The following is a 14,408-nucleotide window of genomic DNA, read 5'->3' as shown; positions in this document are numbered from 1 at the left end:
TGCAGCAGCTACTGCCACCCCCGTGGCACTGACCGCACCTGCAATCGGTTGATAGTCAACAGCCCAGCTACTGCTGGGTAATAACGGAATCCCAAAAGCTCCCTTGCATAAGGGGGCTTTTTTGTTGGCTGGGGGACCTCAGCTCCTTCAGTTCTGGCCAGATCGCTGTGGTCCCACCATGGTGTCGCGCGGTTTAGCTGTGTTGCCGCCCAGCAGCAGATCACCCCTGGCGCCGGCAGCACGTTTCTCCTTTAGATGCCTGCACTGACTGGAGCGGGCCTGCCGCCGCAGCTCTGCCAAGTGCTGAGCAGTCCGTTGAGCTCGGCATGGAGGGATTTCAAATCGGCAATCCGCTGCTCGATCTCGCCGGCCTTGCCGCGGATCGTGGCCTGCAGGTTGTCGCAGGTGCACATCCCCGATCGGCGGGCCTCCAATACGGCTTTGATTGTGGGCAGAGGGAGCTCGAGCCCCCGCAGGGTGCGGATCAGGGCCAGTTCTCCATACACCGACGCATCAAAAAGCCGGTAGTGCCCCTCACTGCGGCCTGATGGTCGCAGCAGTCCCTGATCGCAATAGAAGCGAATCGTTTTCACGGAAACGCCCGAATGGGCAGCTACCGCACCGATCTTCTGGAGCTCCTGGGCCGTCAATTCCTCCCGCTGTCGCGCAGCCACTTGACTCTCCACCAAGAGGAGACCCCATCGTAGGAACACAGCCAACTTCCTACCCATGCGTTCCCTCTCTGCATCGCTATTGCTTGCTGGGATCTGGACCGCCCCGGCCCTGGCCCAGGGAGATCCCCACCAGCACCATCACCAGCATCAGGCGGCCCCTGCTGCGGAGTCTCCCAGCCAGGCTCACGCCAGCCATAGCCATGACGTCGGCCCAGCCGGAACCACCTACGACCTGCGCTGGCTCGACGCGATGGTGCAGCACCACACCGGTGCGCTGCGGATGAGTGAGTTTGTGTTCAACATCGGCCACCCCGGGGTGGGCGCCCTAGCCAACGGCATCTGGCTCGAGCAGGCCCGCGAGATCAAGGCGATGGCCCAGTGGCGCAAGGCCTGGTATCCAGAGGCGCCGGTCTATCCCGTGGCCCTCAGGCCGGGCGGTGATCCCAACTCCATGAGCAGCCTGGAGCGCATGGGCGCTGCCCAGATCCAGGCGATGCAGATGATGGGCTCCACCCCCACCAAAGCCAACCGGTTGGGGTGGTTTCTCGAGGGGATGATCGCCCACCACGGCGGTGCCCTGCAGATGGCCCACGACGCCCTCGACAAGAGCGGCAATACCACTGTGCGCCGGCTTGCAAGAGAGATCATAGTGGCCCAGCGCGCTGAAATCATCGAGCTGCGCCGCATGCTGCGCCTGGAGGGATTGATCAAGCCGGAGTACAGCCAATACGACGCACTCTTTCGCTTCTAACTCTTTTAATCTGACTCTTTTGATCTGATCGATTCACCTCTGATGGATCTCTTCTCCATGACTAGCCGCATGGCCCTGATCGCCTTGGCCCTGGCGGCATTACCACTTGCCAGCCGCGCCCACCCCAAGGGCCTTCATGACACTCAGCAGCAGGCCGAGCAAAGGGCCAAGGAGCTCGGCTGCACAGGCACTCACCAGAACAGCGGTAAGTGGATGCCCTGCAGCAATGAGGCAACCCTGCACCAGCACCTGCGTCACAACTAAACCGCCATGCCTATTTTGCCTAAAACTCGCTGGCGTCAGCTGCACCGCTGGGTAGTGCCAATTGCAGCAGCGCCGCTGTTGATCACCGCCGCGACCGGCTCGCTCTACAGCCTGCTGCTCGAGCAGGGAATCGATGCCTTCTGGCTGCTCAAGATTCACTCCGGTCGCTTTGGCCCGCTGAATCTGCAGCCCTATTACTCAGGGCTGCTGGGGCTGTTCACGCTGGTGGTCATTGGTTCCGGCTTGGCCCTGCTGATTTCCGGCCGCAGGGCTAGGGCCTGAGCGCTTGGAATCCACACGGACAACTTCGAGCTGATCAACCTTCAGCCCTATTACTCCGCGATCAGTGCAATCCACTTGCTACATAACTGAGCTCAAAGGAGAAATATCAAGAACCAGAATACGAAAATCACGGGATATGGCTCTCTATCTAACTGAACATCACTAGCTTTAAGAGATAGCTCCGCGCCAACGCCAGGCCTCTGATGTCACGCACACAATGAGCGCCCCCTCCCCAGCCTGCTGCCCTGCCGAGGGCCCAGCCGTATCAGCAGACGGCATGGAGCGGGAGCTGGCCCGGGAGCGCACCCTGCTGCGCCGCAAGGTCAGCGTTGCTGCCGTCCTCACCGTGCTGGTGATGGTCTCCAGCCTGCCCCACATGTTGGGCAATGGGCACCATTCCTTCCTGCCTTTCTGGTTCACAAGCCCCTGGACCCAGCTGATCCTCACCACACCGGTGTTGTTCTGGTGCGGGCGTGACTTCTTCACCGGCGCGGTCTCGGCTTTTCGGCAGCACTTCGCCGACATGAACACCCTGGTGGCGGCCGGCACCGGCATCGCTTACCTCACCTCGCTGTTCACCACCCTGTTCCCCCAGGTGCTGATCGCTGAAGGCCTGCCCGCCGACGTCTACTACGAAACCGTGGCGGTGATCCTGACCCTGGTGCTGCTGGGCCGGCTGCTAGAGGCCAGGGCCCGCGGCCAAACCTCAGAAGCGATCCGGCGGCTGCTGCAGCTGCAGCCCCCCAGCGCCCGGGTGCTGCGGGATGGCCAACCGGTTGAAATTCCGGTGTCGATGGTGGTGGTCGGTGACCTGGTGCAGGTGCGTCCCGGCGAAAAGATCCCGGTGGATGGGGAGGTGAGCGAAGGCAGTTCCTGGGTGGAGGAGTCGATGCTCACCGGTGAACCCACCCCCGTGGCCAAAGCTGCCGGCGATGCCGTGATCGGCGCCTCGATGAACCGCAGCGGCAGTTTCACCTTCCGCGTCAGACGGGTGGGGGCAAACACGGTGCTGGCCCAGATCGTGGAGCTGGTGCGTCAGGCCCAGAGCTCCCGCACCCAGGTGCAGCGCCTGGCGGACCAGGTGGTGGGCTGGTTCGTGCCCGTGGTGATCGCCCTGGCTATTGCCGCCTTCGTGGTCTGGTTCCTGATCAGCGGCAATCCCGTGCTTGCGATGCTGTTTCTGGTGAGCGTGCTGGTGATCGCCTGCCCTTGTGCCCTGGGCCTGGCCACGCCTACTTCAATCATGGTGGCCTCGGGCAAAGGGGCGGAGAACGGGCTGATCTTCCGCAGCGCCGAAGCCCTGGAAACGGCCGGCAAGCTGCGCACCATCGTGCTCGACAAGACCGGCACCCTCACCCGCGGCCAGCCGGAGGTGACCGATTTCGAGCGGCTGGCCGGTGGCGTGCTGCCGGCCGACACCCTGCTGGCCCTCACGGCAGCGCTTGAATCCCGCTCGGAGCATCCCCTGGCCGAAGCGATCACGACCTATGCCCGCAGCCAGTTGAAGGGCCGTGAACTCCCCGCGGTGGATGGCTTCGAGGCCGTGGCCGGGCGCGGCGTGCAGGGGGTTGTCGCCGGCCAGCAGGTGCGGGTCGGCACCCCCCGCTGGTTCGGGGAACTGGGCATCGACACCGCCGCCATCCAGCCCCTGGTGGAGCGTCTTGAAGCCGCGGCTTGCAGTGTCGCGGCCGTGGTTGTGGACGGGCGGATCGAGGCCTGCTTCGGCGTGGCCGATCCCCTCAAATCCAGTTCAGCAGCCGCCGTGGCCGCCCTGCGGCGTCTGGGTCTGCAGGTGGTGATGCTCAGCGGCGACGCCAAGCGCACGGCCGAAGTGGTGGCCGCCCAAGTGGGGATCGAGCGGGTGATCGCCGAAGTGCGCCCCGCCGACAAGGCCTCGGTGATTCGCAAGCTGCAGGAGCGGGGTGAGGGCCCGGTGGCGATGGTGGGCGACGGCATCAACGACGCCCCAGCCCTGGCCCAGGCCGATGTGGGCATCGCCATGGGCACCGGCACCGATGTGGCGATCGCCGCCAGCGACATCACCCTGATCTCCGGCAACCTGGCCGGCGTGCCGGCAGCGATCGAGCTCAGCCGCGCCGCGATGGCCAACATCCGCCAGAACCTGTTCTTCGCCTTCGCTTACAACGTGGCCGGCATCCCGATCGCCGCTGGCCTGCTGTTTCCGCTCACCGGCTGGTTGCTGAGCCCGATGATCGCCGGCGCCGCCATGGCCTTCAGCTCCGTGTCGGTGGTGAGCAATGCCCTGAGGCTGCGGAACTTCCGCCCTGCGCGCCTACCTCTTCCAACCACCTGATGCTGATCCTTGCTGCCGCAGCGCCCCTCTGGCGCACCATCGATCAACCCGTGGCCCTCAAAGGGCTGGTGGCCATGGTTGGCTTGCTTCTCATCGCCTGGCAGCTCTGGTGGTTCCTGGGTCGCCAAGGCGGTGGCGTGGCGGCCCGCCAGAGCGAGGCAGGCTTGCAGGAGATCACAATCCTTGTGGATGGCGGCTATGCACCCTCAAGAATCAAGGTGAAGGCCGGCCAGCCGATGCGGCTTGCCTTTCATCGAGTCGATCCGAGCAGCTGCTTGGCCCAGGTGATCTTCCCCGATTTCCACAAAAGCCTCGATCTGCCCCTTGATGCCACCACCAGCCTGGAGTTGCCCCCCACAAAAGCCGGCGTCTATCCCTTCCACTGCGGCATGAACATGGTGCGAGGAGTGCTGGAAGTGGAGTGAGGGATGAGGGTGTCCCAGGTAGCTGGCTAAAAATAGATACGAGCCAATTTGCGCTCACAGGCTGCCAACGCTGAAGAGCAACAGCCCTCGACAGATGGCCTGGGCATGCAAAGCGAGCTTGGATGTTCCGCGGCACGAGGTTCGCGGCACCAGGGTCCCGGTGCGTAGCTGGAGTAGGTCGGCTTTGTGCTGGAGCATGGCTCCCGCATTACGCCAGCGGCCCTATCTCGATGAGGCGGTGCTGCTCAAGACCCGCAGCCGCAAGCTCTGCATGACCTGTCACTGGGTTAGGCACCACGCGGGAGTGAACTGCATTCCTGCCAACTGCACCAGGGGCTGATCGTTCATGGCGAGCACCTGGGGAGCCGCTGCCCAGACTGCTTTGCGTTGACCTGTGCGTTGATATTGATCGTGCCCCCATTGCCCAAGCCCGTGACCACTGGATCCGTCAGCCCTGTGGGCCTCGCTGAGGCCTCGCGCTTCTGGTTCCAGCTGGGCTGGGTGAGCTTCGGCGGGCCGGCCGGACAGATCGCCCTGCTGCATCGCGAGCTGGTGGACCGGCGCCGCTGGCTCTCGGAACGGCGCTACCTGCACGCCCTCAACTACTGCATGCTGCTGCCGGGGCCAGAGGCCATGCAGCTGGCCACCTATCTGGGCTGGTTGATGCACGGAGTTCCCGGTGGCCTGATCGCCGGGGGGCTGTTCGTGATCCCCTCGGTGTTCGTGCTCACGGCCCTGGCCAGCATCTATGCGCTCTGGGGGCAGCTACCGCTGCTGGCCTCGGTGTTCGCCGTGCTCAAACCGGCGGTGCTGGCCATCGTGCTGATGGCCGCCTGGCGCATTGGCCGCCGCACCTTGCACACGCCCCTGCTGGTGGCCCTGGCGGTTGCCGGTTTCCTGGCGCTGGCGGCGTTCAAGCTTCCCTATCCCGTGGTGGTAATCAGCGCTGGCCTGATCGGCCTCGGCGCCGCCCGCTGGCGGCCCAACCTGCTGGTGGCGAGCAAGCCCCACGGGGCCGGATCGAGCGACTCCAAGCAGGATCGGCCTGGCGCTCTTCACGACGATGACTCCGCCTCGCCCGACCATGCGCGCTTTTCAAAGCGGCGGTTGGCAGTGACGCTCTTGATCTGGGCCCTGGCCCTGCTACTGCCCCTTGCAGCCCTGGCGATTGCCGGCGGCTGGAGCGGCACCCTGGCGCTGATGGCGCGCTTCTTCACACGGGTGGCACTGCTCAGTTTCGGCGGTGCCTATGCCGTGCTGCCCTACGTGGCACAAGGGGCGGTGGAGCAGTTCAACTGGCTATCGGCTCCGCAGATGCTCGACGGCCTCGCTCTTGGGGAGACCACCCCAGGGCCACTGATCATGGTGGTGGCCTTCGTGGGCTTCATGGGCGGCTGGAATCAATCGATCGCAGCTGGCCTGAGCCCTTGGCCCCTGGCCCTGGCGGCGGTGCTGGTGACGGTGTGGTTCACCTTCCTGCCCTCCTTCGGTTTCATCCTGGCCGGGGCACCTCTGGTGGAAGCCACGCGCGGCGACCTGCGCTTCGGGGCGCCGCTGAGCGCCATCACCGCCGTCGTGGTGGGCGTGATCGCCAGCCTGGCGCTTTTTTTCGCCGGGCCGGTGCTCTGGTCCGGCGGCATTTTCAACCCTTGGGCGGCAGTGGTGGTGGCGTTGGCTTTATTTGCGCAGCTGCAGCTGCGCTGGAGCGTGCTGCAGGTGATCGGTGCAGCGGCGGCCAGCGGTGCAGTGCTGGCAGGGGTGGCAGCGCTATCAAGTTGATCGACAGGAGAAACAACAAAGCCCGGAGCGTTGGCCCCGGGCATTTGCCTGCTCAGCCGAAAGCTGAACCAGCCCAGCGGACAGCCTTCAGCCGGCGGCGTGCGGAGTAGGGGTGGGGGTGCCAAAGGACTTGGCAGGCCAGGGGGGCACCGTGCTCCCGTTGCCGTTGCGCATTGCGTGGTAGCCGGGAGAGAGGATCTCAACGCCAGCGCCGGCGAATTGATCCTGGATGGCCCCCAGCAAATCTGAGAGGGTGCTGCGGTAGGTGTCCACATCCACCACATAGGCGCTGAGCTCGTAGCTGATGTGGAAGTCGTTAAGTGAGGTCTGGAGCACGAACGGAGGGAGCTCCTGGCTGATGCCTGCGGTGGCGCCAGCCGCATCCAGCATCAGCCGGTGAACCTGGCGCCAGGGCACGTCGTAGCCGATGGTGACGGTGGTGGCGATCACCACGGGCTGGGCGATCTCGCGACGGGCCAGGCTGTAATTGATGATTGAGGCCCCCAGCACGGTGGCGTTGGGGATGCTCACCACCTCGTTGCGGGGGGTGCGCAGGCGGGTCACAAGCAGGGCGGAGTCGTGAACGATGCCGACGGTGCCGTTGATGCTGACCCGGTCGCCCTCCTGGTAGGCCCGGGTGTAGGTGAGCATCAACCCCCCGATCAGGTTGGCGGCCACCGCACTGGAGCCCAGGGCCGCCAAAACGCCCACGAACAGGCCGGCCCCCTGAAAGGCCTTGCTGTTGGCCCCTGGGATGTAGGGGTAGGCGGCCACCACACCGAGTAGCAGGATGCCGATCCCCACCAGCCGGGCTGTGGGCCGGGACCATTCCGGGTAAAACCAGCTCAGGCGAAGGTTCCCTTTCTCCACCGCCCGGAACCAGGCGTTGCTCGCCCGCATCAGCAGCACGGCCAGACCCAGGATCACCGCCACGGAGATCAGGTCAGGGATGGCCCTCGAAACGGCCAGGGCACCGCTCACCACGAGGCCAGTGATCTGGCGCCGCAGGGTTTCGGAGAGGGCCTGAGTGGGGGGAAACAGCCCCAGGAAAAGGGGAATGGAGAGGTAGCTGACCAGCAGGAGCACGGCCCCGTGCACGATCCGGCGCAGGGGATCGAGGAGGCTGCGCTCCTGATCGGCGGTGAGCCACTGGTTCCCCCCCACCTGCAGCCCCCGGATCCGGCGGTTGGCGGGGTCGTTGATCCAGCGCTCCAGGAGCCGGTTGAGGGCGATCTGACCTCGCAGCCACAGGATGTAGAAACCCAAGGCGAGCAGGGCCAGCGCGCTCCCCCGCAACCAGTCCGAACGGCGGTGGGTTTGGCGGTGGCGCACGATCGCCGCGCGGATCTGCTCCAGGTAGCGCTGGGCCAGATGCTGGCGGCTGAGCTGAAAGCGGGCCGCGTTGCGGTCATCCACTGAAAGGCGGGGCTCAAATATTTCTCCCCGCAACACGCCGATGGTGGTGTACGGCGGGTCCTCTTGCAGGATGATCTGCTCAGGCTGGATCGAATAGTTGGCGGCCAGCTCGGCCAGCCGCTGGCTAGCCACCCTCGCCAACTGCGCTGGCGTCTGGGCGCCGGCGGCGACACGGATTTCAAGCACCCGGCGGCCATCCAGTTTGATGAAGGCCGGGCTGGGAGCGTCAGCAGCTCGGGTCAGGGGGGCCGCTACCAGCAACTGCGTCGCCAGCAGGGCGACCAGCAGGGGCAAAAGGAAGCGCGCCCATCTGGGGCGTGGGCGAAGGCCAAAGGGCTCTAAATGACCCACGATGCTTCTACTTGAACGTCAACGGACCCTATCTTCTCCTTCCTGATTGAGTTCCGGTCACTTTGGGCCTCGAGCTGGCAAGGCTGCGCCATCTTCCTGGCTGCTCACCTGCCACCGGTCCAGTAAGAACGAATTGAAGCGATGGCCTGCCAGAGCAGCGAAAGGCTCAATGCAAATTCATTTCAGCAACCAATGCGAATGAAGGAACGGCTATGCAAAGGGGAATTTAACAGTGCAGTCCCTAGAGTGCAAAATAAATCCTCCATGGCGACCCCTTCAATCCCAAGGATTCAGAGGCTGTTTCAACAGCTCTACGTCTTCGGTGACAACCTGAAGTCCCATGGCGATATCGGCACCTATCTCCAGAAGACGGTCCTAGCGGCCAAGTCTCAGTCACGCTCAGCTGGGAAGAAGGAGCAGACTTCACCTCGCATCAGGCCAACGATGCCTCCAACCGCTGGCGAGACACGGTCACCGATTTCGACGGCCGGCAGGGCCTTCAGCGATGCAGCGGCTGAACTGCGGTTTGCCAGTGGGCGTTTGCAGGGCTCAGGGTCGGCTACCCGAGCAAATGACTATGAGCAACAGTTCATCGCTGCCAGTACACTCACTGACGCTAATTACTGAACAGTGTCCACAAAATCGGGAGGAGCCCAAACCTAGAATTACGCTAAAATACACAGGCAATGGGACAAGCACAGCTAAGCTGATGGTAATCCAGATGGACATGCGACACACCAAGCCCGGGCAATGAACCACTCCACTCCTGGCTCAATCAAACTTGACGAGAAGCTCAGACTTGCAGACAAACTTGTAAAGCAGGGGAAAGCCAGGCAGGCTGAACTAGTGCTGCGCAAGCTAGCGAGACGTGCCGGCTCAAGTCACATCTTATTCTGCAAGCTCGGCGCCACCTGCTGGATGCAAAACAGGCTTGATGACGCCATTGACAACTTCAAGATGGCTTTAGCCATAAATCCTGAAGTGCCAGATGCCCACTGGCACCTAGGCTCCATCTACCAACAGCAGGGCGAACTCGGGTTGGCGATCGAATGCTTCCAAGAAGCACTAAGATTCGATCCTTCAAATCCCACCAGGCACTTTGAATACGGGAATCTGCAGAAAGCAATGGGCAGAACAGGCCCCGCAATATCTGCCTACAATAGGGCCATCGAACTTAAGCCGAATTACGCCGAAGCATACAACAATCTTGGCAACATCCTTGCTCAACAAGCACTATTCGAAGATGCAATAAGTGCCTACAAGAAGGCTTGGGAGATGAATCGCGAACTGCCCGGCGTCCTCACCAACCTTGGGAGCTCCTTGCATCGAATTGGCGAATACGATCAGGCAGTAGAAGCCTATTTGGCAGAGATTAAGCGCGATCGATCAGCCTGCGAGCCGTATTTTTGCCTTGGAAACACCCTTAGACAGAAAGGCAATATCGAAGAGGCAATCAGCGCTTATGAAAGTGCCATAGAGGCAAACCACAACTATGCAGACGCACACAATAATCTTGCCAATACTTACGAAGCCATGGGCGATTTCTCAAAAGCAAGTCACCATTACTTGCTAGCCCTTGAGGCAGACCCTGGGCACATAATGGCCATGCGTAATCTTGCCGGTATTGCGAAGGGGAATAGCCTGATCAGCCTAAAAAGCTACATCAGTACAGCCACTAGACTAAACCCCACACTACTAAAGGACCTAGACTTTGTTGAGACCATAGCCTCGCTTGGCACAAGCTTTAGTGCGCTGATGCTAACTACAACAAGCTAGCTACCGATACCCGATTCAGATATCAGATCCAACTCGAGAGAGAGACCATTTCGAAGGGAATCTAAACAGGAGGACGAAATGTGACTGATATCTTGAAGAAGCTCGGATCGAATGGCGATGTTCCAATCTGTGAGCTGATGAAAAAAGTCAAACACAACAGCATCGGCAAGACCAAGAGGACGAAGAAGTGAGAGCAACGTAGCAACTGGCAGAGCCGTCGAAATACTTCCAATGGGAAGACAACGCACAACAATCACTTGATTGTCAACCCCAAGATTATTCCCACGACAAGATGCCTCGGAGTAGTGCTCACCTAGACATTGCAATACAAAAGGCGAGAGAACACTAGAGAGGGTAATCGGACAGGAAAAGGCTACAGTCGAATGGCAACTAAAACCATAGTGAGCCCACATTCCAAGTGGACTCTTTAACATTGAATATTTTTGCAGATGTTCCTGTGCATCGCCACGGGGCGGCGTTTCGATCCCGTTGCTAGTGTTACGGAACGGCTGCGAAAAGGCACTGTGGTTCACAAGATCCCATACCGGTGCAAGAACCTGGGATCCTTCATAGGAAACGGTGCGGGTAAAGATAAAGCGCCTATACAGCGATGATTCTGCCAATGAAGGGATCAACAGACTTCGCGAAAGTAAGCCCAAGGCAATCAGCTTATGCCTGTATTGGATGGGTAACTTGCTGAGCCCCTCAAGAAAACTCAATGCCTCTGACCGACCACCACCCGACCAACTCCAATAATTGTAATAATCATGGAGAAAATTGATGGCATTATCAGGCAAGCACAAGCTATCCATGATCGAGATGCCGCCGTTATCAAGAAATTGGAGATGAATGGTCGGCAGCAAGAGCTGCTTAGGACAAAAAATTCGAGATGGATTTGAAGAATCCAGCGAGAAAAGTCCACGGCCTCGAATGCCAACTCGAGGCTCAAGGTTCTGGACATCACCACCAAGCTCTAAAAATGCTTGTTTGATCTGCTCCCAATCCGATGACACCATCACGAACCAATCAACATCACGATCAAATAATTTCAAGCTGGTTGAGACTACCGGAGTAGCCCGTGATCTCAATCACGGCGTCTCTTGTGGAACTAAATCCAGCGATAGAATCATTTAGAGCAAGAAAAGTACGAGTGCCGAAGCTGAAGCTGGAAACACCATTTGCGACAAAGTTATCAGACGAAAGCACTTGCCGCAAGGCGACGTTAGTGAGGGCTGAAACGGATCCGAGCTGACGGACACTGCCAAGAGTGACTGCGTGAGGTGCATCAATACGGTCAAATCCAATCGCTAAGTCGGTAATCCAATCATATTGGTTAAGCAGTGAGTCACTGAGCACAGAGTAACGGAAGATATCGCTACCCCCCAGCCCGGTGAGAGTATCTCCTCCAGCTCGACCCTCCAAGATGTTGCCAGCATCATTGCCTGTGATGCTGTTGGCCATTGCATTTCCAACTCCACTAATGGGATCAGAACCAAATAGCTCAACGGCGCTGTAAGTTGCTGCGAGATTCACCACCGAAGAAGTGGAACGAAAACTATTGGCAACATTATTACTAAAGGCACTAACCAAATTACCGCTGATATCAGCAAGAGATCTTCCACCGCTCATAGGGCTGTAAGTAGTGCTGAGCGTTGAACTGGAAGCGGTTTGGCGACCTAGAGTTAGTTCAACAATACTAGCTTGAGTGCTTGCGATCTTAGCTTGCATCACAGGAACAAGGCTGCGATTCTCCAGCACCTGGAAGTTGTTGGCTACGAGACTAGCTGAGGCAAGATCCTCAGAGAACAAAAGGAGCACTTTATTACCAGAAACTGTCTGACTGAGAAGCCTTGGGGCACTGCGGTCGATCTGCAGGGAGTGGGTGAGTACATTGCTTTCTAAACCAGAAGCATTGATAGCACTAAGGTGCAGCACTGCTGTGCCATCAGCCGAAGGCAAATCCGAAGAACGAATACGAATACTCCAAGTGCCACTCGGATCGGCCTTACCAGTGAAGCTTCTGGCTCCTAAGCGAGCATTGATTTGGCTGTTAGCTTCAGACCTGCCATGGAGAGTAATGCCATATTGTGCCTCAACTAGATTAATACGATTATCCGCTTCTACAGCATCCAACGAGGGTACAGCAGGTGCAATTGTGGCCAGTTGCACATTCCTGCTGACGCTGCTCGAATAGTTACCGGCTAGATCATTAGCCAGGGCGATCAGGCTGGTGGCGCCCTGGCTTAAGAAGCCAAGCTCGCTGGAATTAAAAGAAATACTCCAGGTGCCACCACTTGTTGTTGTTGTGGTACGTGTGAGTGACGACCAGGACAAGGTGATGGAGGTGCCAGGTTCAGCCGTGCCTTCAACGATGACACCTGCCAGGGCTTCTGCGGCTGTGATTAGGTGGTCTCCAGCAATCGTTAATATTTTGGGGGTATCAGGTGCCTTCGTATCGATCAGGATGGTTTGGGTTGTGATGGATGAAGAATTACCAGCGGCATCAGTTGCCTGAACGCTGACAACAGATGCCGCAGTGTCAGCTGGCAGCTCAGTAGCACTAAAGAGGATACTCCAACTACCATCTGAGTTCACAAGGGTAGTCTTGTCAGTTCTACCCCACATAACACGAATGGTGCTGGCTTCATCTGCACTGCCTGTCGTCCCTGTTAGCAGTACACCAGCTGCTTTGGTGATTGCGTTGATGACCTGCTGCCCATTAACGGGCACACCAAGGGATTCAACCAGCGGTACTTTGGGTGCCAGCAGGTCAAACGTTGGATGGAAAGGAGGAGAAATCGTGATGTTGCCAACCTTATCGGTCACTGTGGCAATGAACGGGGCATTTTGGTCAAGACTGGCCAGCTGTTGAGCAGTGATCCACTGGCTCCAACTGCCTGAAGGCAATACAAATGGGCGAAGAAACAAATTGTCCCATGCCAGGAGAAGAGCGCTGCCCTTCTCAATTTGACCAGATATTTGGACACCAAGCCCAAACTCTTTGAAGTTAATTATGCCGTCACTGGTTATGGGCTCAAAGGTGGAAGCTTGTGGTGAGACTGTATCGATACCAACCCAGTATCGACTAACAAGGGACGTATTACCGGCTTGGTCAGTTGCTGAAAAAAGAAATGTTGAACGCGGACTATCATCTGGGATCTCGCTGGATGCCAGCTGAACCGACCAAAATCCATTGGCATTGGCAAGAGCCGTTTTGGTAGCTGTGGCCCAATTCAGTGTGACAGTAACACCGGCTTCAGCCTTTCCAATGAGTGTGATGCCGTTTTGTTTTTCGAAAGCGTTGATCTGATCATCTCCTGCCACTTGGCTAAGCCAGGGCATGGTGGGGAACATGGTGTCAACCACCACTGCACGCTCGGTCTGTAGAGAGGCGTGGCCATCGTGATCAAAAGCTGTAATTCGGATCGTTGTGTCTTGCCAATCGTCAGGAATTTCAGAGATGTCCGCTAAGAGAGGATTGCTCTGATTTGGATCAGTCGTGGTAGAAAAGAGAGTAGACCAGGTTCCATTGATAACGGATATATGCTTTGTTGTGGCACCCCAGCTGACATCCACCGTGCTGGCACCACGGGCAAGCCCTGTCAATGTGACGCCTGTGCCTTTTTCTGCTCGGTTCACACGATCATCCGCAGAAACCAACGCAATGGTGGGTTTTGCAACTTCGTCCCGGCCATTGATACCAATATTGAGATCCTGATCAATCGGATCACCCTGTCCATCGGAGACTTGCAGGCGGAAATAATCCACAAGACTCTGGCCATCAAAAAGGGTCAAGAAGCCGACGTGTTGATCATTAACAACGTATGTGAAAGAGCCGTCAGAAGCAAGCGTTAGCGTTCCATAGAGGCCCTCGATTGTGGTGGCCTGCATTGTGCTAACTTCGGTCCACTGGTTGTTGGTCTGTGAACCAGTCACATCGATCCATCGAACGGCTGTGATCAGCAACTGATCATCATCTGGGTCGAGGATCTCAGCAAACAGTGCACCGGCAGCTCCGTGGGCGTCGACAGAATGTAGAGTTATACCAAGAGGACTCGAACCTTTCTCATAGGCTTGGTCAAGAAGATTCAGCGCCCTAAGACTGACAGGTGCATCATCCACTGGGGTGACATCGATCGTGACGGTAAATGCGGCTGACGCGGCATCGGCCTGATCTCGTACCTTGAACTGAAAAGAGGAATATCCATCGCCATTGGCATTGGCAGCGGGCACAAAGGTGAGCTTGCCCAGATCAGCCTTGGCAATGGAATAGCCACTGCTTCCGATAGTGAAGCTGGAGCCGTCAAAAAGCAGTTGGCCGAGATCAGGTGCCGAGGTGATCAGAACAGATTTGAGGGAATCTCCCGAATCAACGT

General features: G+C 58.8%; 12 protein-coding genes. 8 read left to right on the top strand and 4 right to left on the bottom strand.

All coding sequences use genetic code 11. The features are described from left to right. Positions 1-251: 251 nt before the first annotated feature. On the bottom strand, positions 252-686 hold the full coding sequence (locus tag KBY83_RS14285) for a MerR family transcriptional regulator (protein WP_255020241.1): 435 nt from the start codon (positions 684-686) through the stop codon (positions 252-254). Between the two features lie 43 nt (positions 687-729). Between KBY83_RS14285 and KBY83_RS14280 the strand changes: the two genes are divergently transcribed. The 7 genes from KBY83_RS14280 (at position 730) to chrA (ending at position 6,489) form a co-directional block, all read left to right on the top strand. Next, the gene (locus tag KBY83_RS14280) at positions 730-1,425 is read left to right on the top strand and encodes a DUF305 domain-containing protein (protein ID WP_255020239.1); all 696 of its coding nucleotides are present in this window, start codon (positions 730-732) and stop codon (positions 1,423-1,425) included. A 42-nt stretch (positions 1,426-1,467) separates the two neighbouring features. Further along, a complete protein-coding gene (locus tag KBY83_RS14275) occupies positions 1,468-1,689 on the top strand; it encodes a DUF3721 domain-containing protein (RefSeq protein WP_255020237.1) in 222 nt (73 codons plus the stop codon). 6 nt (positions 1,690-1,695) lie between these two features. Next, positions 1,696-1,971, top strand: a complete 276-nt coding sequence (locus tag KBY83_RS14270) for a hypothetical protein (RefSeq protein WP_255020236.1) — start codon at positions 1,696-1,698, stop codon at positions 1,969-1,971. A gap of 217 nt (positions 1,972-2,188) precedes the next feature. Next, the gene (locus tag KBY83_RS14265; RefSeq protein WP_255020235.1) at positions 2,189-4,285 is read left to right on the top strand and encodes a copper-translocating P-type ATPase; all 2,097 of its coding nucleotides are present in this window, start codon (positions 2,189-2,191) and stop codon (positions 4,283-4,285) included. Continuing rightward, on the top strand, positions 4,285-4,710 hold the full coding sequence (locus KBY83_RS14260) for a cupredoxin domain-containing protein (RefSeq protein ID WP_255020233.1): 426 nt from the start codon (positions 4,285-4,287) through the stop codon (positions 4,708-4,710). Before KBY83_RS14265 ends, KBY83_RS14260 begins: the two co-directional genes overlap by 1 nt. 196 nt (positions 4,711-4,906) lie before the next feature. Beyond that, entirely contained in the window at positions 4,907-5,050 is a 144-nt protein-coding gene (locus KBY83_RS14255; protein WP_255020232.1) for a hypothetical protein, read from the top strand. Between the two features lie 92 nt (positions 5,051-5,142). After that, the gene (gene chrA, locus KBY83_RS14250; RefSeq protein WP_255020231.1) at positions 5,143-6,489 is read left to right on the top strand and encodes a chromate efflux transporter; all 1,347 of its coding nucleotides are present in this window, start codon (positions 5,143-5,145) and stop codon (positions 6,487-6,489) included. An 87-nt stretch (positions 6,490-6,576) separates the two neighbouring features. Here the strand turns inward: chrA and KBY83_RS14245 are convergent, their stop codons facing one another. Then, the gene (locus KBY83_RS14245) at positions 6,577-8,199 is read right to left on the bottom strand and encodes a mechanosensitive ion channel family protein (protein WP_255020229.1); all 1,623 of its coding nucleotides are present in this window, start codon (positions 8,197-8,199) and stop codon (positions 6,577-6,579) included. Positions 8,200-9,006: 807 nt separating this feature from the next. Here KBY83_RS14245 and KBY83_RS14240 point away from each other — a divergent pair. Beyond that, a complete protein-coding gene (locus tag KBY83_RS14240) occupies positions 9,007-10,032 on the top strand; it encodes a lipopolysaccharide assembly protein LapB (protein ID WP_255020228.1) in 1,026 nt (341 codons plus the stop codon). Here the strand turns inward: KBY83_RS14240 and KBY83_RS14235 are convergent. Both KBY83_RS14235 and KBY83_RS14230 read right to left on the bottom strand, forming a co-directional pair. Next, the gene (locus tag KBY83_RS14235) at positions 10,029-11,084 is read right to left on the bottom strand and encodes a hypothetical protein (protein ID WP_255020227.1); all 1,056 of its coding nucleotides are present in this window, start codon (positions 11,082-11,084) and stop codon (positions 10,029-10,031) included. The genes KBY83_RS14240 and KBY83_RS14235 overlap by 4 nt on opposite strands. Beyond that, a partial coding sequence (locus tag KBY83_RS14230; RefSeq protein ID WP_255020226.1) for a bluetail domain-containing putative surface protein occupies positions 11,071-14,408 on the bottom strand: 3,338 nt, incomplete at its 5' end. The genes KBY83_RS14230 and KBY83_RS14235, both read right to left, overlap by 14 nt.

The sequence above is a fragment of the Cyanobium sp. WKJ7-Wakatipu genome (genome assembly GCF_024345355.1).
Taxonomy (GTDB): Bacteria; Cyanobacteriota; Cyanobacteriia; order PCC-6307; family Cyanobiaceae; genus Cyanobium_A; species Cyanobium_A usitatum.
This window is presented reverse-complemented; position numbering and strand designations above follow the sequence as displayed.